Origin of the sequence: Bowmanella pacifica (assembly GCF_014645355.1) — a bacterium.
GTDB lineage: Bacteria > Pseudomonadota > Gammaproteobacteria > Enterobacterales > Alteromonadaceae > Bowmanella > Bowmanella pacifica.
Map to the genome: position 1 here is coordinate 206870 of NZ_BMLS01000005.1, position 24639 is coordinate 231508.

The following is a 24639-nucleotide window of genomic DNA, read 5'->3' on the forward strand; positions in this document are numbered from 1 at the left end:
AACATGGCGATGCAAGAAAATCAACCTGTTATACAACTGGATAACCTAGCCTTCAGTTGGGAAGACAAGCCCTTGCTGGATATTCGACACTGGCAGGTGAATAAAGGCCAGCGGGTGTTTTTATACGGACCATCCGGTAGCGGTAAATCAACATTGCTTAATCTGTTGTCAGGCATTCTTAAACCTCAGCGTGGCAGTATTAACCTGTTGGGACAGGAATTAACCACATTGAGTGCAGGTAAGCGCGACCGTTTTCGGGCCAGACATATCGGCATGATTTTCCAGCAGTTTAATTTGCTGCCTTACTTAAGCGTACGGGAAAATATTGAGCTGGCATGGAAGTTTGGCGGTAATGGTGAGCCTGATGTAGCGTTTCTTAAGCATATGCTAGAGCGCCTGGAATTGCATGATGGGTTGTTGACTCGTAAGGCCAGTCACCTGAGTGTGGGACAACAGCAGCGTGTGGCTGTGGCGCGTGCACTGTTGAACAAGCCTGAAATTATCATTGCAGATGAACCCACATCGGCGCTGGACTCAGAGTTAAGAGATCAGTTTTTGCATTTGTTGCTGGGCTGTGCACAAGAAACTGACGCCACAGTAGTATTTGTTAGTCACGACAAGACCTTGCAGGATTACTTTGATATTCACCAGGACCTGCGTGCCCTGTCTTCTGTTGAGGAGCTTGCCTGATGTTGTTACGTATTGCCTCTGCCAGCTTATGGAATCGTCGCCTTACGGTACTGCTGACCGCTTTTTCCATCGCCGTGTCGGTATTTATTATGCTGGGCGTGGATCATCTGAAAAATGAACTGAAAACCAGCTTTGGCCGCACAGTCTCCGGTGTAGATCTGATTGTCGGGGCCAGAACCGGCTCCACCAACTTGCTGCTGTATTCGGTGTTTCGTATTGGTAATCCAAGCAACAACCTATCCTGGCAAACCTATCAGGCGCTCAGTCAATCGAAAGAAGTCGCCTGGGCAGTGCCTATCTCGCTCGGGGATTCCCATAAAGGTTACCGCGTGCTTGGCACCACCCCTGATTATTTTGAGCACTTTAAGTATGGCAGTCGCCAGGCTTTGGTGTTTAACCAGGGGCAAGCCTTTCATACTACCCAGCAAGTCGTACTGGGCAGTGAGGTGGCGGCCAAGCTGCATTACCATTTAGGTGATGAGTTGGTGATATCCCATGGTACAGGTGAAGTCAGCTTTACACATCATGACGCCTATCCTTTTAAGGTGGTAGGGATCCTTGAACCAACCGGGACACCGGTTGACCAAACCGTGCATGTTAATCTGGCTTCTATTGAATTGATTCACAGTTCGGGCAGTCATGCCGGACATGACCATCCGCAGGTACAAAGCTCGACTCCGGCTTCATCGAATCATGAGCATACTGATGACCATGACCATGACCATGACCATGACCATGCGGAGGAGGGCGCCGGACATCACCTGCAGCCCGGCTCTGTTACCGCGATGCTGGTGGGGCTGAAATCACGTATTGGTACGCTGACCTTCCAGCGCAAGGTCAATGAATACAAAGCCGAGCCATTGTTGGCCATCATTCCTGGTGTTGCTTTGGCGGAGCTTTGGCAGATGATGGGGATGGTGGAAAAAGCCCTGGCGCTGATCGCCTTGCTGGTTTTACTGGCCAGTTTGTTAGGCATGACCACTATGTTGTTAGCGTCCATGCGCGAGCGAGAGCGAGAAATTGCGGTATTGCGTGCCATAGGTGCCCACGCCAGCTTTGTGTTACTGCTTATAGAGCTCGAAGCCATTTTGATTGCCTTGGTGGGGGCCGCCGCGGGGTATTTGGGGCTGGCGGGATTACTGGCGTTGTTAAAGGGCTGGATAAGTAGTGAGTATGGTTTGTTTATCAACAGCTTACCCTTATCGGGCTCAACCCTTGGTTACCTTGGATTAATAGTCGGATTAGCCGCTGTGCTGGCGTTGGTTCCGGCCATCTTGTCCTACCGCACTGCATTATCGCGTGGATTAAGCGTTCGGGTTTAACCCTGGCTTTTTAAGCCATAAACAAAACAACCGCCCGTAGGCGGTTGTTTTGTTTAGTCTATCGAATTAGGCAAGCTTACGACGCGCGCCTAGGCCCAGCAAGGCCAAACCGAACAGGGCCAGGGTGGTTGGCTCTGGAACTGGAGATGGGGTTACGTCATGGCCGATACCACCAACGTTAGCTAAGTCTTCGCCACTGATATCGAAAGCGAAGAATGAGCTGCGGGTATGACCACCAACATCGACAAAGTTGGTAGTGTTAGCATCAGACCAGGTGCCAGTGACTAAATCACCAGCTTGATAGTCGCTATTGTACTGGGTCAGTACCGCGAAGTAAGTGCCGATATTCAATGTGATATTGATTAACGCATCATAAGACAGGTTGCTTGAGGCGGATATGCTGGACGCACTATCATCATTAGACTGCAGTAGATTATTAGCACTGTCGAACACAAATAGCTGTGGATCAAAACCGCCGTCAGCAATGCTGGTGCCTGCGGCATTAACGCCACCGGCGTAACTTAGGCTAAGCAGATTAACCAGCGTATTATCGGCTGTGACATCAAATTGAATGTAGTAGCGGCTATTGTCATCGTTAAAGTTGCCGGTAAAGGATGATGTGATCAGCGCGGCTTGCGCGGTGCAACAAAATCCAAACAAGCTTAATAAGGCGATTATTTTTTTCATATTTAATTCCCTGAATTAACTACAGAATTCGGTGTGAGGGTGACAACTTACCGCGATGCAGGAGGTACGGCATAACGTAAGTTGTATCGCATTAAAGCTAAATTTGTGCCATTTTTTAATTTCAAGTTATTTCAATAGGTTAGGTGTTTTCTGTATGGGGGGTTTACATGTAGTGTAAAAAAAATAGACATGTATTAATTCAAGCCTTTTATGTGAATAAGTGCTGTGTCAATGAGGCCTTGTCGCCCCTCACATTAACAACAGCAAGGGCGCCATTTAACAACGTCATATTGGGCGGTAGGTGACCGATATCAGTATCATAAATGACCGGGAAGGGCGCGTCGTTAAACAATTTCGCCAGTATCTGCTGGTCATTTAGATCGTGATTAGTGCTTGATAAAGCGGCATTGCGACCAATCAGTAGTCCATTGATATGGTTAAAGATACCGCGGTACTTTAACCCTTGTAAGGCGCGAAATAGGCTGGTGGGGCTAAGCTCTGCATTTTCCAGATAAAGAATAACCCCCTGTTCTGCAGACCTCTTTTTAAACTGTTTAATATCAAAATACTCTGTGCCAGCCAGGTGGACCAGAATATCCAGACAACCACCCAATAAGCGTCCTTGGCAATGTGCTTCGTTGGTTGCTCCTAATACTTTCCACTGGCTTTTTGGCCCCAGCTGCAATCCGTGCTGCGGAAACTCACTAAAATCAAGGCCATCTAACTGATAGTGACTGGAAGCATGCTGAGTAAAGGACTGTCCTGTTTCTAAACGTAGTGGCGTTAATGCTGAGACAGTCAGCAACTCTACCTCTGTTGGCACCATCTGCATCAGATTGGTAGTGTGGGCTGTACACCAGCCTAGTTTACTGGTCAGTGCATTTAACAGTGTGCTTACGTCTGAATGACCTGCTAGCCATGTGGGACGCACTTTGGCTAACTGGTCGTAATCAAGGGCATCCAACAAGTCCATGCCAATTTCTCCACCCCAAGGGGGCAATATGGCGTCAACTTGCGGATCCAGCAAAAAATCCATAAGTTCCTTTGTTCGGCGGGGCTTACTGGCACTGGCATGCTGGTGGTTTGCGCGCAGACATTGTCCTTCAATAACGTTAAAACCCTGATGACGTAGGTGCGCAAGCACTATATCCAAACGCGCGTGCATAGCCTCTGGTACACCGGAAGATGGGGCGGTAACTGCGACAGTACTGCCTTTTTTAAGTGGCTTAGGGTAATGGAGCATGGCTGCTTAACCTAATAGGGTTTGAATACTTGTCTGCCCCAGGGCATCGGCCATCAGGGCTTGCTGGCGCTCTTGCTCGGTTAACAGGCCCACTAATGGGGTCTGGCGACGCAGCTTACGCATACGGGAACTGTCTTCCAACAAGGCCTGATACATTTTTTCTGGGGATGTGGTGAGTTGCTCCAGCGCGCAATACCAAGTCAGGTAGGCACCGTGACCCAGGCGTCCTTGTTCTTTACGGCTCTCAAGGGTTAACAAGACGCTTTCCAGCAAGGCGGGTTGAGCACAAAGTTTATCCAACATGGCCTTGTGCAACACTAAGATCTGCCGGTCGATGTTTTCATCCTTAATGCCGGTTTTCTTAATTTGATAAGGGCGGTCTTTTTTGTGACGACTACGCATAGGACTACCTTAATAAAGGCCTTAGCATCTGCTCTAAACCATTGACCTTAATTTCGTGTACTAGCGCCAGTTGCTCACCGAGTTTACCGGCAGGGAAGCCTTGTTGGGAAAACCACACCAGATAAGGCTCAGGTAACTCTAACAGCTTTCGCCCGGCATATTTACCAAAGGGCATGGTTTGGTTGATGGCTTCTTGCATAAGTTGTTGTGGCGTCATGAGTTGGCCTCTTGCTGCTGGATTTGCCAGAGCTTAGCGTAGTGTCCATTGGCACTCAGTAATGCGCTATGCTGGCCTTGTTCAACAATGCGCCCCTGATGCATCACCAGGATGTTGTCAGCGTCCACAACAGTAGATAAGCGGTGAGCTATCACCAGACTGGTGTGACCCTGGGCTACCTCGCGCAGCGCGGCAAGAATGGCGCCTTCGGACTGACTGTCCAGTGATGAGGTCGCCTCGTCGAACAAAAGGATAGGGGGGCGCTTTAAGATAACTCTGGCAATCGCCACCCGCTGTTTTTCGCCGCCAGATAATTTCAGACCACGCTCTCCCACCATGGTTTGGTATCCATCCGGCAGGCTTTGCACAAAATGCTCAAGATGCGCCAATCGAAACGCTTCTTTAACCTCTTCGTCACTGGCTTGTGGTCTGGCATAGCGGACATTCTCGTATAAGGTGTCGTTAAACAACACGGTATCCTGCGGAACTATGCCTATGGCTTTGCGCAGCGACGACTGGCTAACCTGACGTATTTCTTGACCATCAATATAGATACCGCCGCTAACCACATCGTAAAACCGAAACAGCAGCTTAACCAGGGTAGATTTTCCGGCCCCTGACTCGCCCACCACAGCCACACGTTGACCAGGTTTAATGCTGAAATCTACGCCACGCAGTATGGGGCGATCGGGTCGATAATGGAAACCCACGTCTTTAAAGTGGATATGCCCTTTGGCCACCTGCAGCGAAGGGCAGTCCTTGGCATCGCTGACCTTGGGCGCTTTATCCAGCAGGGTGAACAGATTTTCAATATTAGCCAAGGCACCGCGAATTTCCCGGTAAACAAAACCAAGAAAATTCAACGGCATAAAGATTTGCATGGTAAAGGCGTTGATAAGGACAAAATCCCCCAAGGTCATGTTACCTGCTGCCACCTGACTGGCGGCCATCCACATCATGGCGGTCATGGCGGCGGCAATCACGAAGGCTTGACCACCATTTAATACAAAGAGTGATAAACGGTTTTTACGTCGGGCTTGTTCCCACCCAGCCAAATCCTGATCGTAGCGACTGGCTTCGTATTCTTCGTTATTGAAATATTTTACCGTTTCGTAGTTTAGCAGGCTGTCAATGGCCCGGGAGTTAGTAGAAGAGTCTGCTTGGTTCACTTCTCTGACATAGCGGGTGCGCCAGTGGGTCGCTTTAACGGAAAACCACACATAAGTGACCACGGACAGCATAATCACCGCAGCAAAGCTTACCCCGTAGTTGTACAGCAGCAGTCCGGCTACCAAACCAATTTCCAGTAAGGTAGGAACAATATTGAACACCATAAAGCGCATCAGAAAGCCAATGCCTGTGGTGCCGCGCTCAATATCTCGCGATAAGCCGCCGGTTTGACGATTTAGATGAAAATCCAGATCCAGTTTATGCAAATGTTCAAAGACCTTCAGGCCGAGGCGACGCATGGCGCGTTCGGTAACCCGACCAAATAACGTGTCGCGTATTTCCCCGGCGAGCACACTGAAGAGCCTTAGTAAACCATAGGCAATGATCAGCGCAATGGGTACGGTAATCAGCGCGGCTTGGGGAGCCGACAGATTCAAGTCATCAACCACATGTTTGAGCACAAAGGGCATGCCAACACTGGCGAGCTTAGCGCCTACCAGGCACAACAGTGCCAGCAGAACTCGGGATCTGAATTCTTTTAAATAGGGAAGCAGTTGCCAGAAAACCGACCAATTAACCGGCTTATCGTCATTGATAGGAAATTTACTGCGGCGCATCTTGTTGATAGTGAATAGCTAAGAGGGCGGATTGTAACAACCGACAGCAGAAATCTACACCGCCTCTTGAAGAAAGCTTTTCACCTTCAGGTAGCGTTCTTCCTGCTCATCATTGAGTTTGCCATTTTCAATGGTCAGAATGCAGCGTTCCACCATGCCTGCGGCACTCTCCGAGAGGCCTTGCTCCCGTGCTTTCATGGCAATAGCTTGTAACAGGTTTAAGGCAATAGATGGGTTCTTCGGCATCAGGCTGTAAGCCTGGCGAAATGCTTTAAGGGCCGCTTCCAACTGACCACTTTGATAGAAGTCGACGGCACTGTTGTTAAGTTCTTTAGGGGTTTGCCGAATTTCTGCTTTCTCTCGCTTCTCTTGCTGAATGTAATGCAGAAAAAGCTCGCCGTGCTCGGGCGTGAGCCGACAACGTTTTTCTATTTCATCCAGCACATGTTGACAACGATCGTATAAACCCAAGGCGTGAAAGGCTTTGGCTTTGTCCAGCAGATCTTCTAAATCCTGACTTTGATTTAACTCTTCGCCAAGCTGTTCTACTAGAGCTCTGGCGCGCTCTTTTTCATCCTGCAGATACAATAGTCTTGCATTGACCACTTTCATTTGTTCCTGCAATTCCGATTTGGGAAAGGCTTGCTGAAACTGGCGGATATAATCGTTGGCCTGTTTTATCAGATTAGTGGTTTCCTGATCATCGGCGGTCATCGCATAGTCAATACCCGCTCTGGCTACATTGAGATAGTTCTGCGGCATATCGTGAATAGAATGTTTGGCAAATTTTACAATGCGTTTAGCCGCTTCAAACTGTGTTTCATAGTCATGGGTCAGGCGGGAGAGATTGATAGCGACCCTATGGCGACGCAGATTACGAGGGGATGTTTCTGCTGCCATCAATACGGCTTCCAAGGCCGATTCAAAATCCTGTAGCTTAACATGAAGCGCGCAAAGTAAATCGTAGGCGACTAACTGTGAGTCTGGTTTAAAGGCGAGTTGCAGGATTAGTTTTTCCGCTTCTTCATCTTCATCCAGTTTAATCAACGCGTTAACCAATCCCAGTTTGGCCCAGGTAAAAGGCTGCACATTGATTACAGCATGATAAAAATCTTTTGCCTCTTTAGCTTTGTCACACGCCAGCAGCAACTCGCCTTTGGTTTTTAATGCCAGTGGATAAAATTCGGCAAACTCCGGGCGGGTGAGAAACTCTTCAATGGCTTCAAGGGCATTAATAAAATCGTCCTTGTCCATTAGTCGGTAAATTGGATTTAATACTTTCTTGCGTTTTAATACCCGGCTTAAACGTTTATCCAAGTCCTTAACACTAAAAGGTTTGGCAAGAAAATCATCGGGCTGAAGCTCGATAATGCTGTGCACAAGTTCAGAATTAGTATCAGCACTGATAAAAATAAAAGCCGTGGTGAGGGGTAAGGCGTGGCTGTTTTTTAACTGATCGTAAAGATAATAACCGTCCTGATCTTTTTTCAGGTTGTAGGAGCAAACAATAAGATCAAAATGCTCTTCTTCTATGATTTTCAGGGCGGCATTGGCTTTATCTACATAGGTGATATCGCGAAAACCCAATTCTTCCAGCGAGTATTTTATATACCCCTGAGCCAGCACCTGCTCATCAATAATCAGAACCCGACAGGTTTTTGCCAGCTTTGCATCCATAGAACCCAGCTCTTTTTTAATCACTTAGGTCTAGCTTATCGCATATTTTGCAAGATGCTTAAATGCTTTGTCAGGCAATTCACAGGGTTGGGCATAAGGAAACTCTGCTAAGGACAGATGACAGCGCGGGGAAGGGAATCAAAATAGCAGGGTATTCAGGCCAGGGTAACTTAGCCAGAAACGCCTTAAATGGGAGGCGCTAAGGGCATCATTTAAAACATTCTAATAACCGGTGATACGGCATCGTTATAGAGAGCGGGTGGTGGTTGCACCGACTAAGATAGATGAAAATAAGATAAAAATTATGGTGGATGGTATTGGGTTGGAGCCTGTGATGCCCGTGTTGGCAAAGGGAGCGGGTGGTGCTTGCACCGACTAAGATAGATGAAAATAAGATGAAAATTATGGTGGATGGTACTGGGTTCGAACCAGTGACCCCCGCCTTGTAAGGGCGGTGCTCTCCCAGCTGAGCTAACCATCCAGGGAGTGTTGCTATTATGTCTAGCAAAAAATATGGTGGATGGTACTGGGTTCGAACCAGTGACCCCCGCCTTGTAAGGGCGGTGCTCTCCCAGCTGAGCTAACCATCCAGAGAGATATTGCCTGCACAGAGAAGGTGGTGGATGGTACTGGGTTCGAACCAGTGACCCCCGCCTTGTAAGGGCGGTGCTCTCCCAGCTGAGCTAACCATCCATTTTTCCTACCCGCCGTGCTGTGCTTGGCAAGTGGAGGCGTATTATAGGGAGGCGAGCTTGACTGTCAACAGTAATTTTTCTTAATAGGTTTAAGTGCACAAAAACTCAGCATCATGATGTTAATTGCACCGTCATGGATGAAAGTTGCTCGCTTATTAATGGATTATGGGTATGGCTTTTCAGCGGGTAAGGCCATAGGTTTCTGTCGTCAAGGCTGGTAAAATACCGCCACTTTTGATTGATAGGACAGCACATAAGATGACAGTGGTGACCCGTTTCGCGCCCAGTCCAACCGGTTATTTACACGTAGGCGGCGCTCGCACTGCCTTGTATTCTTGGTTACATGCTAAAAACCAGGGCGGTAAATTCGTACTGCGGATTGAAGATACCGATATTGAACGTTCTACTCAGGAAGCTATTGATGCCATTTTAGAAGGGATGCAATGGTTGGGGCTGGATTGGGATGATGGTCCTTATTATCAGACCAAACGTTTCGATCGCTATAACGAGGTTATCGATCAATTGCTGGCTGAAGGTAAGGCCTACAAATGTTATTGCTCTCGAGAGCGCCTGGATAACTTGCGTGAAGAGCAAATGGCCTCGGGGCAGAAACCTAAATATGACGGTAAATGTCGCCACGGTGTCGAACAAGAGGGGCCTTTTGTAATTCGTTTTAAGAATCCACAAGATGGTTCCGTGGTTATTAATGATCATATTCGTGGTCGTATTGAAATTGCCAATGCCGAGCTGGATGATTTGATTATCCGTCGCACCGACGGCACCCCCACCTACAACTTCTGTGTGGTAGTGGACGACTGGGATATGGGGATCACTCACGTAGTACGTGGTGAAGACCATATCAATAATACGCCAAGACAAATCAACATCCTCAAGGCACTGGATGCGCCCTTACCCGAGTATGCTCACGTATCGATGATTTTGGGTGATGATGGCAAAAAGCTGTCCAAGCGCCATGGTGCGGTCAGCGTGATGCAATACCGCGATGACGGATTCTTGCCCCAGGCATTGCTGAATTATCTGGTACGTTTGGGCTGGTCCCATGGTGACCAGGAAATCTTCAGCCTGGATGAAATGATTAAGCTGTTCAGTTTGGATGCTATCGGTCAGTCTGCGTCGGCTTTTAATACCGATAAACTGATCTGGTTGAATCAGCATTATATTAAAACCTTGCCAGCGTCTGAGGTTGCTGCTCACGCTAAGTGGCATTTTGACCAACAAGGTATAGAACTTACCAGTGGCCCAAGTCTGGAAGCCTTGCTGGCCATTCAGGGCGAAAGAGTCAAAACTCTTAAAGAACTGGCTGAAACCAGCCGTTACTTCTACGAAGAATTTGACGATTTTGATGAAAATGCCGCGAAAAAGCATTTGCGCCCTGTCGCCAAGGAGCCTTTAGCGCTGGTTAAGCAAAAATTAGCCGCCATCAGTGATTGGAATCCGACCACCATTCATGACGCTATCAATGCGACAGCAGAAGAATTAGGCGTGGGTATGGGCAAGGTGGGTATGCCATTGCGTGTTGCGGCCACCGGTTCGGGGAATTCGCCGTCGCTCGATGTGACCTTAAATCTGTTAAAACCCGAGCAAGTTGCACAGCGTTTAGACAAGGCGCTCAATTATATAGCAAACAGATCGGAATCTTAAAAAAAGCGTTGACAGGGAATAGGGGCGTGCCTAGAATGCGCCCCGCTGTCACGGAACAGCGCCTGTTTGAGACGACGGGGCTATAGCTCAGCTGGGAGAGCGCTTGCATGGCATGCAAGAGGTCGGCGGTTCGATCCCGCCTAGCTCCACCACGTCTCACTATGAAGGTTTGCGTTGGGTTGGAAGGTAACTTCCTACCGACAGAATTTGTAAGATGAAAATGTCGCTCAGTTCGCTGGCTCACTTCGCCTTACAGAATTTTAGCAAAGCATGCTTTGCTGACAAAAATTCTGTCCCCTTCGTCTAGAGGCCTAGGACACCGCCCTTTCACGGCGGTAACAGGGGTTCGAATCCCCTAGGGGACGCCACTTCATAGAAAAACAGAATTCCCGGGGCTATAGCTCAGCTGGGAGAGCGCTTGCATGGCATGCAAGAGGTCGGCGGTTCGATCCCGCCTAGCTCCACCAAATTTCACGTCAAGGCCTAAGGCCTTGACCAGTTGCCAAGCCTAGTTGGTAGCGCAGAATATAAGTTCAGTAAGGATGATGCCGCTCAGTTCGCTGGCTCACTTCACCCTTACAGAATTTTAGCGAAGCATGCTTCGCTGACAAAAATTCTGTCCCCTTCGTCTAGAGGCCTAGGACACCGCCCTTTCACGGCGGTAACAGGGGTTCGAATCCCCTAGGGGACGCCATATAAAAAAATACCCTGGTCAGAAATGACCGGGGTATTTTTTTATTTGTTGTACCCACGTGGCCCGCAGGGCGAAGGGCAGGAAGCCCGGAGTAATCCCGTTGCTAATTGAGATAGGACATTAGGGCTATTGAGCGGGCTCTTGTTTTAGTCTCTGCTGCGGGATGCAAAGTTTCTGTGCGCCAGTTAAATCCATTTGTACTGAGCGATACTCATAGATTTTTTTCACCGAAAAATTCCGGCACAATACACCTTTAACTCTATCGCGGAACCAATCATGACACAGCCCCTAACACTGGATGCGTTGATCGCCCAGGATCCAGAGACTCGCGCCGAGTATTGTTTTCAGTTGTTACTGGACAAACAACCACTATGGGGGCTGGAAGGCAAATTAGGCTGGGTAATGCTAAGTGCCGAAGGAGACGCATGCACGCCACTGTTTCCTGACGCCCAAAGTGCCCAGCTGTGGGGAACCCAGCAGTATCCTGAGTCTAAGCCCAAAGTGATCCCTTACGCCGAATTACGGCAGGTCTTGTTTAACCAATGGCAGCAAGATGAGGTACTGCTGATGCTTTTTCCTCTGGCACAGGAAGAAGAAGGCATTATGGTCAAAGTGGAAGAGTTGCTGGACGCACTGGCACAAGCGGGTGAGTAACACTTTTCCTGCGATTGTCGGGCTTGGGGATGTTGACGCTCTTGTTAAAGTCTATATTGCCAACCGCCCGGCTCCTTATCAGCATTTATCTGTATGTCATGCCTTGGACTGTGGCGATATTGCTGCAGTGGGACAAGCCTGCGGCAATGGCTGGCGTAAGGTGTTTAATGTGTATGCCAAGCTGGTCTTTGCGCTGCAGGCGCAGAAGGTGAATCTGGCTGTAGGGATGCCCAGTTGGCAACATTACCGGGACAACCGTCTGCTGCAAGCCGGCTCATCAACGGCACTTTTGTTTTCGCCGCCGGTTTTGGATGAGCAGCAACAGGCCATACAGATCATCAGTGGTCGAACATATGCCAATGCGCTCAACAAGCAACAGAGTCTGGGACTTTTTTGGCTGACCCCGGAGTTTGCGATAAATCCGCGTTATCGATTATTTGTCTGCCCTTATTTTGATTATCGTCAGCTAAGCAATGACAAGATTGCTTATTTACAATCATTGCTTGCAGAGTACGCAGTATCCGCCTTAGGAGGCAAGATATATGACTGAGCTGGCTGACCGACTTCGCCAGACAACCGGATGGGATGCCCAAATGCGTGAGTTGATGTTGGCAGGCCGACACTTGCCTGCGCCATCTGATGCACTTTGCCAGGCAGAAAATGAAGTACCAGGTTGTGAGAGTCAGGTTTGGTTAAGCTGTGCGTTGGATGAGGGGGGAGTCTTATCTATCCAGGCTTGGTCAAATAGTAAGATTGTAAGAGGTTTACTAGTGGTGTTGCTCGACTACGTGCAAAGCCATGCTGTTACACAGATCCCATCGCTGGATTTGGCTAATTATCTGAGCACCTTAGGCCTGGGGAGACATTTAAGCCAGTCCCGCAGTAATGGCTTAAATGCGGTGATGTCAGCCATCAAAACCCGTGCTTCAGGCTTAAGCTAATCTTTGGCAAGGAGCCAGGTATGACAGATCAGTTTGCCAATCCATCGACCATTTCTTCCTCCCCGGGTCCGGTTGCGGAGACACAACGCTTGATCATTTTGGATATTTTACGAGGCTTCGCCTTGTGGGGGATCCTGCTGATGAATATCGAGTGGTTTAATCGGCCAGTATCTGAGCTCGGCCAATGGGAGCAAGGACAAGAGGGGCTGGCCTTAGCCGCTGCGTGGTTTGTAAGGTTATTTGTTGAAGGTAAATTTTATACCTTATTTTCCCTGCTATTTGGTATGGGCTTTGCGATTATGTTGCGCCACGGCAAGGCGACTGGACGCGACTATTTTGCCTGGTTTTCACGGCGCTTGACGGTACTTTTCCTGTTCGGTTTGCTGCATCTGGTGTTCCTATGGAGTGGCGATATTCTGCATAGCTATGCCATGGCGGGGTTTATCTTGCTGGGTATGGTGTGGCTGTTTGATAAGGGCTATCTGCAGGATTTGCAGCGGCCTCACAACCAGCTGCGCGTCGCGCTTTGGTGGCTAGGGACGCCCAGTGTGCTGCTGTTGTTGGCAGCTTTACTGTTTAGTACTCAGAATACCGGCAATCAGCATGAGCAGGACTGGCAATACGAGCAGGCGGTAGAGGCCAGAGCTAAGCTGCTGATGTCAGGCGCGACGCCTATGCCTGTCGATGAAAACAGCACCAAGTTATCCGAGCCACAGCTGCTCGAATTGGATGCCCGACTGCGCGCCGAGGAGCTTAAGCAAAATGCCCTTGAGCTTGGGCAGGAAATACAAGTTTTAGGGCAAGGGACATTTTTGCAAGCTAGCGCGTTCCGTTTGCAACAGGCAACAGCGGAGTTTCCGTTTAGCCTAATTAACATCCTGTTGGCGATTTTTCCGCTGTTTTTGCTCGGCTATGCGCTGCAGGGGAGCGGTATGATAGAAAATTATCAGCGCTATTCAAGAGTATGGAAGATACTTTGCTGTGGGGGAATCGGCATAGGTTTACCTTTGAGTTTATGGGCGCTGATACTTATGCGGGCTCCCGGGTTTGAATTGGACTCCTGGTTAGGGGCGGTGGCCTATTCCTTGTACTATTTAAGCCAATATGTGCTGAGTGCCGGGTATCTGGGGGGATTGTTATGGCTTTGCAGTCAACCCCGCTGGCTGGCAAGGCTAAGAGGGCTGGCGGCCATGGGCAAAATGGCACTGACCCATTATTTAACTCATTCGCTGGTGCTCAGCTTATTGTTTTTCGGCTATGGCCTGGGCTGGTATGGACAAATCGACAGAGCCTGGCAACTGCTGATAGCTCTGACGCTACTTTCCTGCCAGCTGCTGGTTAGCCCCTGGTGGCTAAAGTATTTTCAGTTCGGGCCGCTGGAATGGCTATGGCGCTGCCTGACCTATAAAGCCTGGCAACCCTTTAGAAGGGTAAAAGCTGCAACGGGTTAGTTCTGGGCTTGCCTCTGACAGCGTTCTAGGTATTTTTCGATACAGCGAGCGGCCGCTACAAAGCCGAATGTCCCGGTAACGGCCACCGAGGCACCAAATCCCGAGTTGCAGTCGAGTTTTACACTGCCATCCTGAAATTGTTTGGCGGCACACACCGTGCCGTCTTGCTGCGGGTATTTCAACTGCTCGGTGGAATACACGCAGTCCACCGAAAAGCGGCGTTTGGGGTTAGCGGTAAATCTGTAATCGCGTCTGAGCAGTGAGCGTACCTTCGCCGCCAACGGATCTTGTACGGTTTTAGCCAGGTCGGTCACCTTAACTTGGGTGGGATCGGTTTGTCCACCCGCGCCACCCACAGTCAGCACCGGTATTTTATTGCGCTTGCAGTGAGCAATCATGGCCGCCTTGGCTTTTACCGAGTCTGTGGCATCAATCACATAGTCGAACTTTTGCAGATAATCGCGGACATTCTCAGGTGTGACAAAGTCCTCAACACAATGTACCTGACATTGTGGATTAATCTGGCGGATGCGCTCCGCCATTACCTCGACCTTACTTTGGCCGACGGTATTTTGTAGTGCATGAATCTGACGGTTGGTGTTGGTGGTGCAGATATCATCCAGGTCAATCAGGGTGAGTTTACCCACCGCCGTGCGCGCCAGGGCTTCTGCTACCCAGCAACCGACGCCACCTATGCCCACCACGCAAAAATGGGCCTGGCTTAGCCATAGTGCTTGCTGGCTTCCATATAGCCGACTTGTTCCACCAAAGCGCTGACTCTCTTCACTCATCAGATTGTTACCCTTATTTGCAGGGGGCGCACTATAGCATATTCCTGCTCAAGGCACTGTCTGCTGTCCATATCTATAACCCTTTAGTTATTGTGGTTTTTTTCATCAAAACTTGATCTGGATCAACTTTTTATTGTGGCTCTGAGAATATTTTATTACATGAAGTTAACAATTCTCGTGCGAATATCGAAAGAGTTCGCGTCGCTATTATCTGGTCCTTTTTTTAATAATAATTATATCGAGGATGGCTATGCGCCGAGGTGTGGCTGTAACGCAACAAGAGAAGCATTTTTCACCAGAACTTTATTTAATTACCACTACGGATCCCCGGGGAGTCATTACCTACGTTAACCAGGCATTTGTTGATGTGTCCGGTTATCAACAGGAGGAACTACTAGGCAAGAATCACAATTTAATTCGTCACCCTGATATGCCCAAAGAAGCCTTTGCTGACTTATGGTCTACGATTCAGGCCGGTCGTTCCTGGCGAGGAGTGGTAAAGAACCGGTGTAAGGATGGCGATCACTACTGGGTGGATGCCTATGTCACACCGGTCTTCTCTGAGGGGAAGATTGTTGAATATCAATCTATTCGAACCGCGCTGACCGAAGTGCAGAAAAACCGGGCAGCTAAGGTGTATGCCAAATGGCCAGCACGTTTATCACCTGCTTGGCACTATGAGTTACCCTGGGGCTGGTTATTACCCCTTAGTCTGCCTGTAGCGAGTGCGGTACAGGCATCTATTGGACATGGTGTAGCAGCCTTGCTGACATTGTCACTGTGGCCGCTGTTTGGCGCATATGGAATAAAACAAAGTAATGGACTTAGACAGTTGAAAGCACTACTGCAACATGCCGATATCAATCCCTTGATGGGCTATATATACACAGGTCGTCGCGACATAAGTGCCAATCTGCGTCATGCCTATGACTCACAGCGCAAAGAACTGGAAGCGTTGATGGCCAGGCTTAGCAATACCGCTGCACACTTGTTGGATATGCGCAGTCAGGCTGCCAGTGATATTTGTCAGGCTGCGGATTTAAGCTTGCAACAACAGCAAAATATTGAGGCGTTGCTGGCCGATCTTGCCACTATGCTGCATGCACAAAATCAAACCTCTGATTCGTCTCGACGCACCAATGAATATTCCAGTCATGTTGAAAATGCTGCTCGTCAGGGGGAAGGGCAATTAAGCAATATGCGCCAGGCCATGGCGCAGTTAAATAAGCAGTTGTTGGGACTGCAGTCTGGCTTTACGCAGGTTAATCATCAAAGCGGCAGTATCAGCCAGGTTGTCAACGTGATTCGGGAAGTGGCAGAGAAGATAAACTTGCTGGCATTAAACGCGGCCATTGAGGCGGCCAGAGCTGGCGAGCAGGGTAGAGGCTTTGCCGTTGTGGCAGACGAAGTCAGGGAACTGGCAAGCCGCACACAACAATCAACAGAAGAGATTCAAGCTATTATCGACCAGTTGTTGTTGGCGGTTGATGTGTCATCGACCAGCATGGGAGAAGGAGCCAAGATGTCTGAATCGACAAATCAGGCTGTAGAAGACGCGGTGACGTCCATTGCTGATATTCTGTGTGCCATCGGCGATATAAAACAGCAGGCGCATCATACCGACCAGTCAACGAACCGCCAGCTGGATACCCTCGAAGCACTCAACAAACGTGCTGATGCCTTGTTTGAGCAAGCCAGGTGCTCAGCTGCAGCGGCCAGCTCGGCGCAAATGAAGGGACAGCAGCTAGGTAGTGATGTGGAAAAGCTGCACATGTTGGCTAAGCATTTCTTGAGCTTGCAAAAACGGGGCATGGCATGAATGAGCCTGTGATGTCATTGCAACGCTTTTGCGGGCAGTCGCTAAATGATGTGCTACCAAATGTTGCTGATGTGCTATTTGATGATGCTAGCCATGGGCTGATGTTAACCGATGCAAAGGCACGTATTTTGCGGGTCAATGAAACCTTTTGCAGAATTACCGGGTATGCCAGTGACGAGGTATTGGGTCAGACGCCGGCCCTATTTCGCTCTTCCCAGCATCCGGCATCTTTTTATACGGAGATGTGGCAGACCATCGCTGAGCAGGGAAGTTGGCAGGGGGAGATTTGGAACCGGCGACGTGATAATGCCATCTATCGCCAATGGTTAAAAATTACAGAAATCAAAGACCCCGCAGGTGAGGTTTGTTATTACTTGGGGATGATGCAAGATCTCAGTGAACGGCCTTCCCGCGAGACTCATGCTTTTGATTTTATTCATTATGACCGCCTGACCGGGCTGGGAAGCAGGGATATGTTGATTAACCGCTTTCCTCAGGCACTTGCTCATGCCAAAGCAACGCGCAGCAAATTACTGATTCTGTGGGTCGACGCCAGTCAGTTAGGGCATATCAATGAGCAGTACGGGCTAACTATTGGTGATTTGGTGGTCAGAGTGCAAGGGCTCAGGCTGAAGAAAATCATTGATGAGCAAGGTACCTTAGTGCGTTTGTATGCGGATGACTTTGTGTTGTTGCATCAGAGTCGCGATGCTGGCGCTGATATGCTGTGTGAGACGATTCTGGAGGCATTACGACAGCCTATTAGCCTGGGCGATAAACAGATTTCCTGCTGTGCCAGTATTGGGGTTGCCTGTTTTCCTCATGATTCGGACAAGCGTGAAACCCTGTTAAATGCCGCGGAAATGGCAGTACAAGATGCCAAGCGCCGGGGAGGAAACTGCGTTGCTTATTATAATCCGTCGGATGGACAAGCCAGTCTGCGACGACATCAGATATTGCGACGTCTGTCTCAGGCTATGGTGCAGGAAGACAATGCTTTGCATTTGTTCTTTCAACCTAAATGGAGCATGCACAGCCGACAGCTTACAGGTATTGAAGCATTGATTCGTTGGCGGGATGATGAACTTGGAGATATTTCTCCCGCCGAGTTTATTCCTATCGCTGAGCAAAGTGATTTGATCATTAAACTTGACCGTTGGGTGGTTCTACAACTTTGTAAACTGATGCCTAGGTTGCGCGCGCAAAGTCATGGTCTTCCTACCTTATCGATTAATTTATCGGCGCGGCATCTGTGCCAACCTGATTTATGCGATTGGCTGCTAAGCTGCCTCTCTACTTATGCTGTGCATCCTAATGAACTGGAGCTGGAAATTACGGAAACGGCGTTGATGGACAACGAAGATAAGGCCAGCCAGATCCTGGCTGAACTTAAACTGCAGGGTTTCCATATTGCGCTGGATGATTTTGGTAGTGGTTATTCCAGTTTGAGCCACCTGAAAAATATGCCGCTGGATACGGTTAAAATCGATCGCTCCTTGATTCAAGATATTACCAGTAACGACAAAGCCAGCAGTATTGTAAAGAATCTCACCGCGATGGTTGCTGACCTCTCTCTCAATCTGGTGGTGGAGGGGGTGGAAACCATTGAACAGCACGAGTTACTGAGGAAACTGGGGTGTCAGCAGTCGCAGGGGTATTTATATGCCCGGCCCATGCCGATGCAGGAGTTATTAGCTTTACTGGCTTATCCTGCCTGGCATTTTAATCCAGATTAATGCTGATGGGGGCGTGTCACATTTTCGCACGCCAGCTGTCTTAATTTCAGAGCACAGCTCAGCCCTTTATTTGTCAATAAACTTTACATGTGTTGCTAAGTTGCTCCGCTGTCCTCAACTATATTTCAATAAAAACATAGGGTTACTTTTTGGCCTGATTAATGCTTTATTTACCATGCACATGGATGTCGAGAAGGTTGTAACGGGAAACTGACTTGAGGTTCATGATGTTTATGAAAGTATTTGTCCTGTTTTTGACACTTTTTAGCCTGTCCTGCCAAGCTGCGCTGATACGTGCGGATTTTCGTACCGAGTCTAACCTGCCAGACTATCGCAATGGTTTGCCTTTGATATATCAAAGTTTGGATAAGCAGATTGGCGCTGGTGCTGAGTTGGATAGTGACGATTTTCTGCAAAATCCTGATGGTTGGAGTGGCGGTCGGGTGTGGATGGATTTTGATCCCATATCCTCTATTTTGACTTTATCTTCCCGCGATGATTGGGATTTTCAAACTTTTGATGCCTGGATGAGCAACATTGTGTTCGCTCAGGCTGGTGAAACTATCGCCAATATCGTACTCTTAACCAATAATCTGACCCAAGAAGGATTAGTCCCTGTAATCAATATGACTGATAACAGTCTGCATATAGCTTACAGCGCCAGTCCCGATGTGTTTTTGTTCAGTGGCGGAAGTGCGACGTTCAAAATTGAAACGAAGCAGTCACAGGGAGTAACGCAGGATATACCTGAACCCACGTCTGCAATGTTGGTGCTGGCTGGCAGTTTTTTACTGGCTACGCGTCGACGCAAAAGAATCATTCTCCAATGACTTATGGCCCTGTTTTAACAGGGCTTTTTTTTCGGCTGACTGCAGTTTATGGGCAGTTTTGGTAATGAACTTGCTGCGCCAGCTGAGAAAACAGGCGTAGCTGGGTGAATTATTTATTCGCTACGAGGAAGAAAAGGCCAGTGTGATAACTGGCCTGATTAGGGTGACTCAGAGCTATTAGAATTGCATTTCCGGCACATCGCCGTCCACAACCAGCTTGCCAGCTGTTTTTTGCTTAATTTCCTCTACCGTTACACCTGGTGCGCGTTCTAGTAGGTGGAAAGCATTGTCACGAATTTCCAGCATGGCTAAATCGGTGATAATGCGGTTTATGCAATTTACGCCGGTTAATGGCAGTGTGCATTGGTCCAGCAACTTGGAATTGCCGTGTTTGTCGGCATGGGTCATGGTGACAATGATATTCTTCGCGCCGGCGACCAAATCCATAGCGCCGCCCATCCCTTTGACCAGCTTGCCAGGGATCATCCATGACGCAATATTACCGTTTTGATCCACTTCAAATGCACCTAGTACAGTAATGTCCACATGACCACCTCGGATCATGGCAAAACTCTCAGCTGAACTAAAAATAGAGGCACCGGTACTGGCGGTGACGGTTTCTTTACCCGCGTTGATCATGTCAGCATCGATTTGTTCTTCGGTGGGATAGGGACCCATACCCAATAAGCCATTTTCCGACTGGAGCATTACCGTAATACCGTCTGGCACATAGTTTGCCGCCAGGGTAGGGATACCAATGCCTAAATTGATATAGCTACCGTCTTTGAATTCTTGCGCCACACGCATGGCGATTTGTTCTCTTGATAGGGCCATGATGTTCTCCTTATGCGCTGCGGGTGACTTTGCGTTCAATACGTTTTTCAAAGCTGCCTTTGATAACGCGATTTACATAAATACCTGGGGTATGAATTTGGCTGGGGGGAATGTCCCCCGGTTCAACAATTTCTTCCACTTCTACTACGGTTATCTTGCCAGCTGTGGCCGCCATGGGATTGAAGTTTTGTGCGGTGTGGCGGTAGATGCAATTACCATAACGGTCTGCTTTCCAGGCTTTGACGATGGCAAAGTCACCGGTGATGGAAGGCTCCAAAATATGGGGTCTGCCATTGAACTCACGGACTTCTTTGCCTTCACCTACAGGGGTGCCGTAGCCTGTCGCGGTATAGAAGGCCGGAATACCGGCGCCGCCGGCTCGCATTTTCTCAGCCAGCGTACCCTGGGGAGTGAGTTCCACTTCCAACTCGCCGCTAAGGAGCTGTTTTTCAAACAGCGCGTTTTCCCCTACGTATGAGGCAATCATTTTGCGGATCTGTCGGTCTTCAAGCAAAACCCCTAAACCAAAACCATCTACGCCACAGTTATTGGATACTACGGTCAGACCGGTTACCCCCATTTTTTTAATTTGGCCAATCAGGCCCTCGGGAATGCCGCATAGACCAAAACCCCCGGCGATCACCGTCATATTATCTTCCAGTCCGGCCATGGCCTCTTCGTAGCTGGACACCACCTTGTCAAAACCTGCCATTTGCTTCTCCTGTCTTATGATTATTTGCCTGAATATCAGGGATCACCTTATCAGACACTTGCCTCAGTATTGAGGAATGTTGTAAATATGTAAAATCAATTTAATTTAAGAATTAATTAATAATATTTATGAATCAGCAGGCGCCTAGCAGTATTTCTATCCGACAATTGCAAATCTTCGTTCAGCTCGCTGAGAGTCGCTCCTTTGCTGAAGCGGCGCTTCGCTTGCATCTATCTCAACCTGCTCTGTCTATCGCTATCCGTAAATTCGAGGAAACGGTCGGCGGTAGCCTGTTGTCGCGCAGTACCCGTATGGTTGAGTTGACCCCAGAGGGGAGGGCGTTCCTGCCTATTGCACAGCGTTTATTGCATGACTGGGATGAGGCCTTTACCGACCTGCATAACTTGTTTGCCATGCAGCGTGGCAAACTGACCATCGCTGCGATGCCGTCCTTTGCCAATAGCTTATTGCCACGCATGTTAAAGCTGTTTCATCAGCAGCATGCCAATATCAATATCAGCTTATTGGATGTGGTTATGGAAAGGGTAATGGAGGCAGTGCTGGATGGTCGGGCGGAGTTAGGGATTATCTTCGAGGCTCAGCATATGCAAGGATTGGAATTCATTCCCTTGGTTGATGATAGTTTTGTGGTATTGGTCAATCCGGAACATCCACTCAGTCAAGAGTCCGTCTTAACCTGGCCCGATCTGCAGGGGCAAAGCTATGTGGCAATGAATCGGGGGTCTACCATCCGGGCCTGGTGTGAAGAGGCGATAAACCAAGCCGATGCACGTATTAACATGGTTGCAGAGGCGAGCCAGCTGTCTACTGTCGGCCAACTGGTCGCTGCGGGTCTTGGCGTCTCTGTAGTGCCGGCTATTTGCCGTGAAGACATGCTGCGCCGTGGATTGTGCTGCGTGCCTTTGCAACATCAAGGGCCTGCTAAGCGAATTGGGGTTATTCGGCGCATCCGCAGTAACCTATCGGTACCCGCCACACAGTTTCTGACTTTGCTGCTGGAGAACTTTGCCGTTCAGACCGCGTCAGACAACTCGCCTTAGTTAAGCGGAGTTACCATTTTTTCTTAGGGGCAAATAACTCATCCAGATCGTCTCGCTCGGCATCCTGCCGCTTGGCTCGATCGGCTGCGTTGGCGTTGCGCAGATTGTCTTTGATGCTCTGTAATTGTTCTTCAAGCTCTCGGCGCTTGTTAATTACATACTCATCGGGATTGGGCTGGGCACTGAGGGCGGCAATGGCCTTCTCAAAATACTGTCTGGCTGAACCAAGCATATTACTCTGTATCGCACCCCTAGCACGTTTTCCTAAGGTTTCTACGTTGACCTTCAACTGCAAACGTTCCAGGCGTTTGTCTTCCTCAATAAACACGTGAGTGTCTACTTTACCCTTGGAGTTTTCTGAACGAAGCAGGGTACGAAGTTTCTTTATCCCCTGAATTAACACTATGATTTGCTTGTCATTGTCAGGTAACAGGAAATGGTCACTGGGGGGCGCCAGTTGTTCAGGCTTGGTGGCCTCAACCCGGTCTTGAGCGTCTTTCACCCGCTGTTTAATATCCAGTGCCTTGGGGTTGAGTTCGTACATAGTTTGCAGGGCGTTGTGCACACGTTTGTGCAAGATCAATATCAATTGCTGGGAAACCGGCATCTGTGCGGCGGCCATCAGCGCATCTTCAGTCTCATCGACAATAGATTTTTGCTTGGCCAATTCGGCACGCCTTTCCGCTTCAACCTGCTCTTTATGCTGTTGAATGGCGTTGATGACTATGGCCACAATGACCAAAGCCACGATCAAAATGATGACAGTGGTAAACATATAATCGTCACTTTCTTGTTATTATAACCGCTTGGCAGGGCATATTAAGGTAATCTCAGGGTAAACACACTGCCGCCCAATATACCACCGTTTTCCAGATGGATAGATCCATGACGCCCGTTATTGCTGTGAGCCTGGGCTATCATGCGAGCAAAAAATAATCCCAATCCCGTGCGTCCGCTGGCAATATCAAATTCGTGCATCGCACTGTTGCCGGCCAGCAGCATACTTTGTGGGTATCCCGGACCGTCATCTTCGATACGAAAGCAAAGATAACCGTCCTGTTCAAAAGTACTCAGCTTTAACTGATGTTGGCTGTAACGCAAGGCGTTGATCAATATGTCATTGAGCAGCACATTAATCAGGTCGGCATCCAGATACCAGGCAACATCTTCTTCTACATCAACGTCTAACTGCATTTTTTTGTTGGCAACGTAGCCTTCATTGGTGGCCAGCAGATCATCAACAATATCGCCGATATAATGCTCATCAACGCTAATGGGAAGGTTTTGTTTTTCTGCCCGGTATAAAGATAACAGCTGCATCAGACCGGTATTCAGACGAAAAGCCTCATATTGCAAGCTGGCCAGGTTTTCGCTGATTTCTGGGTTGCCTTGAGGCATCATCTGACTGAGGTTCTCAATGGACTGTAGTAACAGAAACAAGGAATTTTTCATGTCATGGACCCCGGCTGCCAGTACAGACGAGAAATCGATCAGCGTTGATGAGGTTGGCATGGTCACTACTACCCGGAAAAGATGTTCTGATTTATACCAATAATGTCACAGCAGGGAAAGCCAGTTACCTTGCCTGACAATTGGTTATCGTCCGAAAACGAACAAAACCGCGTATTTATCTAAAATTTTATGGAATTAATTTTCCCATCAGTATATATATTTTGCATATAAGCAACGTGCAGAAGAAGGTTCCGCTCACCTAATGAAACTACAGCAGCTCAGATACATAGTCGAAGTCCTCAATAATAACCTAAATGTGTCCGCCACCGCCGAGAGTTTGTTCACCTCTCAGCCTGGGATAAGCAAACAGGTGAGGATGCTAGAAGATGAGCTCGGCGTGCAGATTTTCGGACGCAGCGGTAAGCATCTGACCCATGTGACCGAAGCGGGTAAAGATGTGATTAATATTTCCCGCGAGATTCTGGCCAAGGTTGAAAGTATTAAAGCAGTGGCTCGCGAGCATACTTTGCCAGATCAGGGCAAGCTGAATATCGCCACAACGCATACGCAAGCACGCTACGCCTTGCCTGAAGTTATTAAAGGCTTTATGACTAAGTACCCGCGTGTTTCTTTACATATGCATCAAGGTACACCGTCACAGATCAGCGATCTGGCCGCCAAAGGCGAAGCCGATTTTGCCATCGCCACCGAAGCGCTGCATTTGTATAACGACCTGGTGATGCTGCCTTGCTATCACTGGAATCGCAGTATCATTGTGAATCGTGAACATCCGTTGGCAAAGCGCACGTCTATCGCCATTGAGGATATCGCAGATTATCCGCTGGTGACTTATGTATTTGGCTTTACCGGGCGCTCCGAACTGGATGATGCTTTCAACCGGGCTGGCCTTGAACCCAAAATTGTCTTTACCGCCACTGATGCCGATGTGATTAAAACCTATGTGCGCTTGGGTGTGGGCATTGGCGTGATAGCATCCATGGCATTGGATGAAAAACTGGATGCGGATTTGGTGAAGATTGATGCCAGCCATCTGTTCCAATACAGCACCACGAAGATAGGCTTCCGCAAAGGTTCATTCCTGCGTAGCTATATGTATGACTTTATTGAACGTTTTGCTCCGCACTTAACCAAAGATGTGGTAGAGAAAGCCATGATGCAGAAAAACAACGACGATATTGAGCGGATGTTTAAGGATCTCACCTTGCCGGTGAAATAAGTTTGGGCTCACTGTTTTAAGGCATAAGGGGAGATAGGAATATCT

Annotated in this window: 23 protein-coding genes and 7 tRNA genes; 16 read left to right on the forward strand and 14 right to left on the reverse strand. The window is 48.7% G+C overall.

The window, feature by feature from the left end; all coding sequences use genetic code 11:
• Positions 1 to 3: 3 nt before the first annotated feature.
• Together IEX02_RS15385 and IEX02_RS15390 are read left to right on the forward strand one after the other, a co-directional pair.
• Positions 4 to 690 (forward strand): ABC transporter ATP-binding protein, encoded by a 687-nt coding sequence (locus IEX02_RS15385; protein WP_229702241.1) that lies wholly within the window; start codon positions 4 to 6, stop codon positions 688 to 690.
• Positions 690 to 2012: an ABC transporter permease gene (locus IEX02_RS15390; protein WP_188697115.1), complete on the forward strand. Its 1323-nt coding sequence runs from the start codon at positions 690 to 692 to the stop codon at positions 2010 to 2012. The genes IEX02_RS15385 and IEX02_RS15390 overlap by 1 nt, the downstream gene beginning before the upstream one ends.
• 66 nt (positions 2013 to 2078) lie before the next feature.
• Here the strand turns inward: IEX02_RS15390 and IEX02_RS15395 are convergent, their stop codons facing one another.
• From IEX02_RS15395 to IEX02_RS15435, 9 genes are all read right to left on the reverse strand, one after another.
• Positions 2079 to 2699 carry a DVUA0089 family protein gene (locus IEX02_RS15395; RefSeq protein ID WP_188697117.1) on the reverse strand — a complete coding sequence of 207 codons (621 nt, stop codon included), beginning with the start codon at positions 2697 to 2699 and terminating at the stop codon, positions 2079 to 2081.
• 208 nt (positions 2700 to 2907) lie between these two features.
• Positions 2908 to 3942 (reverse strand): S66 family peptidase, encoded by a 1035-nt coding sequence (locus IEX02_RS15400; protein ID WP_188697119.1) that lies wholly within the window; start codon positions 3940 to 3942, stop codon positions 2908 to 2910.
• A 6-nt stretch (positions 3943 to 3948) separates the two neighbouring features.
• Positions 3949 to 4344 carry a hypothetical protein gene (locus tag IEX02_RS15405; protein ID WP_188697121.1) on the reverse strand — a complete coding sequence of 132 codons (396 nt, stop codon included), beginning with the start codon at positions 4342 to 4344 and terminating at the stop codon, positions 3949 to 3951.
• A 4-nt stretch (positions 4345 to 4348) separates the two neighbouring features.
• Positions 4349 to 4561: a DUF3820 family protein gene (locus IEX02_RS15410; RefSeq protein ID WP_188697122.1), complete on the reverse strand. Its 213-nt coding sequence runs from the start codon at positions 4559 to 4561 to the stop codon at positions 4349 to 4351.
• Positions 4558 to 6348 (reverse strand): ABCB family ABC transporter ATP-binding protein/permease, encoded by a 1791-nt coding sequence (locus IEX02_RS15415; RefSeq protein ID WP_188697124.1) that lies wholly within the window; start codon positions 6346 to 6348, stop codon positions 4558 to 4560. Before IEX02_RS15415 ends, IEX02_RS15410 begins: the two co-directional genes overlap by 4 nt.
• Positions 6349 to 6402: 54 nt before the next feature.
• Positions 6403 to 8025, reverse strand: a complete 1623-nt coding sequence (locus IEX02_RS15420) for a response regulator (RefSeq protein ID WP_188697125.1) — start codon at positions 8023 to 8025, stop codon at positions 6403 to 6405.
• A gap of 405 nt (positions 8026 to 8430) precedes the next feature.
• Positions 8431 to 8506, reverse strand: a tRNA-Val gene (locus IEX02_RS15425).
• Positions 8507 to 8539: 33 nt separating this feature from the next.
• A tRNA-Val gene (locus tag IEX02_RS15430) sits at positions 8540 to 8615 on the reverse strand.
• Between the two features lie 27 nt (positions 8616 to 8642).
• Positions 8643 to 8718 (reverse strand) — tRNA-Val (locus IEX02_RS15435).
• Between the two features lie 260 nt (positions 8719 to 8978).
• On the opposite strand from IEX02_RS15435, the gene gltX reads away from it, so the two are divergent.
• The 9 genes from gltX (at position 8979) to IEX02_RS15480 (ending at position 14122) form a co-directional block, all read left to right on the forward strand.
• Positions 8979 to 10382 carry a glutamate--tRNA ligase gene (gene gltX / locus IEX02_RS15440; protein WP_188697128.1) on the forward strand — a complete coding sequence of 468 codons (1404 nt, stop codon included), beginning with the start codon at positions 8979 to 8981 and terminating at the stop codon, positions 10380 to 10382.
• Positions 10383 to 10458: 76 nt separating this feature from the next.
• Positions 10459 to 10534 (forward strand) — tRNA-Ala (locus tag IEX02_RS15445).
• Positions 10535 to 10674: 140 nt separating this feature from the next.
• A tRNA-Glu gene (locus IEX02_RS15450) sits at positions 10675 to 10750 on the forward strand.
• A gap of 23 nt (positions 10751 to 10773) precedes the next feature.
• Positions 10774 to 10849: transfer RNA gene (locus tag IEX02_RS15455), tRNA-Ala, on the forward strand.
• A gap of 151 nt (positions 10850 to 11000) precedes the next feature.
• Positions 11001 to 11076 (forward strand) — tRNA-Glu (locus IEX02_RS15460).
• A gap of 276 nt (positions 11077 to 11352) precedes the next feature.
• On the forward strand, positions 11353 to 11730 hold the full coding sequence (locus tag IEX02_RS15465) for a DUF2750 domain-containing protein (protein WP_188697129.1): 378 nt from the start codon (positions 11353 to 11355) through the stop codon (positions 11728 to 11730).
• Entirely contained in the window at positions 11723 to 12280 is a 558-nt protein-coding gene (locus tag IEX02_RS15470; protein WP_229702242.1) for a DUF6942 family protein, read from the forward strand. Before IEX02_RS15465 ends, IEX02_RS15470 begins: the two co-directional genes overlap by 8 nt.
• Positions 12273 to 12671: a SufE family protein gene (locus IEX02_RS15475; RefSeq protein WP_188697131.1), complete on the forward strand. Its 399-nt coding sequence runs from the start codon at positions 12273 to 12275 to the stop codon at positions 12669 to 12671. Before IEX02_RS15470 ends, IEX02_RS15475 begins: the two co-directional genes overlap by 8 nt.
• Before the next feature lie 20 nt (positions 12672 to 12691).
• Entirely contained in the window at positions 12692 to 14122 is a 1431-nt protein-coding gene (locus IEX02_RS15480; RefSeq protein WP_188697133.1) for a DUF418 domain-containing protein, read from the forward strand.
• Here IEX02_RS15480 and tcdA read toward each other — a convergent pair.
• Positions 14119 to 14913: a tRNA cyclic N6-threonylcarbamoyladenosine(37) synthase TcdA gene (tcdA, locus tag IEX02_RS15485; RefSeq protein ID WP_188697135.1), complete on the reverse strand. Its 795-nt coding sequence runs from the start codon at positions 14911 to 14913 to the stop codon at positions 14119 to 14121. The genes IEX02_RS15480 and tcdA overlap by 4 nt on opposite strands.
• 250 nt (positions 14914 to 15163) lie before the next feature.
• Here tcdA and IEX02_RS15490 point away from each other — a divergent pair, with 250 nt between their 5' ends.
• From IEX02_RS15490 to IEX02_RS15500, 3 genes are all read left to right on the forward strand, one after another.
• Positions 15164 to 16732 carry a methyl-accepting chemotaxis protein gene (locus IEX02_RS15490; RefSeq protein ID WP_188697137.1) on the forward strand — a complete coding sequence of 523 codons (1569 nt, stop codon included), beginning with the start codon at positions 15164 to 15166 and terminating at the stop codon, positions 16730 to 16732.
• Positions 16729 to 18468 (forward strand): putative bifunctional diguanylate cyclase/phosphodiesterase, encoded by a 1740-nt coding sequence (locus IEX02_RS15495; RefSeq protein ID WP_188697139.1) that lies wholly within the window; start codon positions 16729 to 16731, stop codon positions 18466 to 18468. The genes IEX02_RS15490 and IEX02_RS15495 overlap by 4 nt, the downstream gene beginning before the upstream one ends.
• A gap of 233 nt (positions 18469 to 18701) precedes the next feature.
• Positions 18702 to 19298: a PEP-CTERM sorting domain-containing protein gene (locus IEX02_RS15500; protein ID WP_188697141.1), complete on the forward strand. Its 597-nt coding sequence runs from the start codon at positions 18702 to 18704 to the stop codon at positions 19296 to 19298.
• Positions 19299 to 19475: 177 nt separating this feature from the next.
• On the opposite strand, the gene IEX02_RS15505 is transcribed toward IEX02_RS15500, so the two are convergent.
• Positions 19476 to 20132: a CoA transferase subunit B gene (locus IEX02_RS15505; RefSeq protein ID WP_188697143.1), complete on the reverse strand. Its 657-nt coding sequence runs from the start codon at positions 20130 to 20132 to the stop codon at positions 19476 to 19478.
• Between the two features lie 10 nt (positions 20133 to 20142).
• Complete coding sequence (locus IEX02_RS15510; RefSeq protein WP_188697146.1) at positions 20143 to 20844, reverse strand: CoA transferase subunit A; 702 nt, start codon at positions 20842 to 20844, stop codon at positions 20143 to 20145.
• Between the two features lie 128 nt (positions 20845 to 20972).
• On the opposite strand from IEX02_RS15510, the gene IEX02_RS15515 reads away from it, so the two are divergent.
• Positions 20973 to 21905 carry a LysR family transcriptional regulator gene (locus IEX02_RS15515; protein WP_188697149.1) on the forward strand — a complete coding sequence of 311 codons (933 nt, stop codon included), beginning with the start codon at positions 20973 to 20975 and terminating at the stop codon, positions 21903 to 21905.
• A gap of 10 nt (positions 21906 to 21915) precedes the next feature.
• Here the strand turns inward: IEX02_RS15515 and IEX02_RS15520 are convergent, their stop codons facing one another.
• Positions 21916 to 22680 (reverse strand): hypothetical protein, encoded by a 765-nt coding sequence (locus IEX02_RS15520; RefSeq protein ID WP_188697153.1) that lies wholly within the window; start codon positions 22678 to 22680, stop codon positions 21916 to 21918.
• A gap of 44 nt (positions 22681 to 22724) precedes the next feature.
• On the reverse strand, positions 22725 to 23417 hold the full coding sequence (locus IEX02_RS15525; protein WP_188697156.1) for a sensor histidine kinase: 693 nt from the start codon (positions 23415 to 23417) through the stop codon (positions 22725 to 22727).
• A gap of 202 nt (positions 23418 to 23619) precedes the next feature.
• On the opposite strand from IEX02_RS15525, the gene cysB reads away from it, so the two are divergent.
• Positions 23620 to 24594 carry an HTH-type transcriptional regulator CysB gene (gene cysB, locus IEX02_RS15530; protein ID WP_188697159.1) on the forward strand — a complete coding sequence of 325 codons (975 nt, stop codon included), beginning with the start codon at positions 23620 to 23622 and terminating at the stop codon, positions 24592 to 24594.
• Positions 24595 to 24639 lie beyond the last annotated feature (45 nt).

Bases quoted from the DNA above. Each gene is read 5' to 3' on its own strand.
- cysB (WP_188697159.1), top strand. From the start codon at position 23,620: ATGAAACTACAGCAGCTCAGATACATAGTCGAAGTCCTCAATAATAAC.
- IEX02_RS15420 (WP_188697125.1), bottom strand. From the start codon at position 8,025: ATGGATGCAAAGCTGGCAAAAACCTGTCGGGTTCTGATTATTGATGAG.
- IEX02_RS15525 (WP_188697156.1), bottom strand. From the start codon at position 23,417: ATGCCAACCTCATCAACGCTGATCGATTTCTCGTCTGTACTGGCAGCC.
- gltX (WP_188697128.1), top strand. From the start codon at position 8,979: ATGACAGTGGTGACCCGTTTCGCGCCCAGTCCAACCGGTTATTTACAC.
- IEX02_RS15475 (WP_188697131.1), top strand. From the start codon at position 12,273: ATGACTGAGCTGGCTGACCGACTTCGCCAGACAACCGGATGGGATGCC.
- IEX02_RS15515 (WP_188697149.1), top strand. From the start codon at position 20,973: ATGAATCAGCAGGCGCCTAGCAGTATTTCTATCCGACAATTGCAAATC.
- IEX02_RS15415 (WP_188697124.1), bottom strand. From the start codon at position 6,348: ATGCGCCGCAGTAAATTTCCTATCAATGACGATAAGCCGGTTAATTGG.
- IEX02_RS15400 (WP_188697119.1), bottom strand. From the start codon at position 3,942: ATGCTCCATTACCCTAAGCCACTTAAAAAAGGCAGTACTGTCGCAGTT.
- IEX02_RS15520 (WP_188697153.1), bottom strand. From the start codon at position 22,680: ATGTTTACCACTGTCATCATTTTGATCGTGGCTTTGGTCATTGTGGCC.
- IEX02_RS15490 (WP_188697137.1), top strand. From the start codon at position 15,164: ATGCGCCGAGGTGTGGCTGTAACGCAACAAGAGAAGCATTTTTCACCA.
- IEX02_RS15395 (WP_188697117.1), bottom strand. From the start codon at position 2,699: ATGAAAAAAATAATCGCCTTATTAAGCTTGTTTGGATTTTGTTGCACC.
- IEX02_RS15480 (WP_188697133.1), top strand. From the start codon at position 12,692: ATGACAGATCAGTTTGCCAATCCATCGACCATTTCTTCCTCCCCGGGT.
- tcdA (WP_188697135.1), bottom strand. From the start codon at position 14,913: ATGAGTGAAGAGAGTCAGCGCTTTGGTGGAACAAGTCGGCTATATGGA.
- IEX02_RS15405 (WP_188697121.1), bottom strand. From the start codon at position 4,344: ATGCGTAGTCGTCACAAAAAAGACCGCCCTTATCAAATTAAGAAAACC.
- IEX02_RS15495 (WP_188697139.1), top strand. From the start codon at position 16,729: ATGAATGAGCCTGTGATGTCATTGCAACGCTTTTGCGGGCAGTCGCTA.
- IEX02_RS15505 (WP_188697143.1), bottom strand. From the start codon at position 20,132: ATGGCCCTATCAAGAGAACAAATCGCCATGCGTGTGGCGCAAGAATTC.
- IEX02_RS15410 (WP_188697122.1), bottom strand. From the start codon at position 4,561: ATGACGCCACAACAACTTATGCAAGAAGCCATCAACCAAACCATGCCC.
- IEX02_RS15465 (WP_188697129.1), top strand. From the start codon at position 11,353: ATGACACAGCCCCTAACACTGGATGCGTTGATCGCCCAGGATCCAGAG.
- IEX02_RS15385 (WP_229702241.1), top strand. From the start codon at position 4: ATGGCGATGCAAGAAAATCAACCTGTTATACAACTGGATAACCTAGCC.
- IEX02_RS15510 (WP_188697146.1), bottom strand. From the start codon at position 20,844: ATGGCAGGTTTTGACAAGGTGGTGTCCAGCTACGAAGAGGCCATGGCC.
- IEX02_RS15390 (WP_188697115.1), top strand. From the start codon at position 690: ATGTTGTTACGTATTGCCTCTGCCAGCTTATGGAATCGTCGCCTTACG.
- IEX02_RS15500 (WP_188697141.1), top strand. From the start codon at position 18,702: ATGAAAGTATTTGTCCTGTTTTTGACACTTTTTAGCCTGTCCTGCCAA.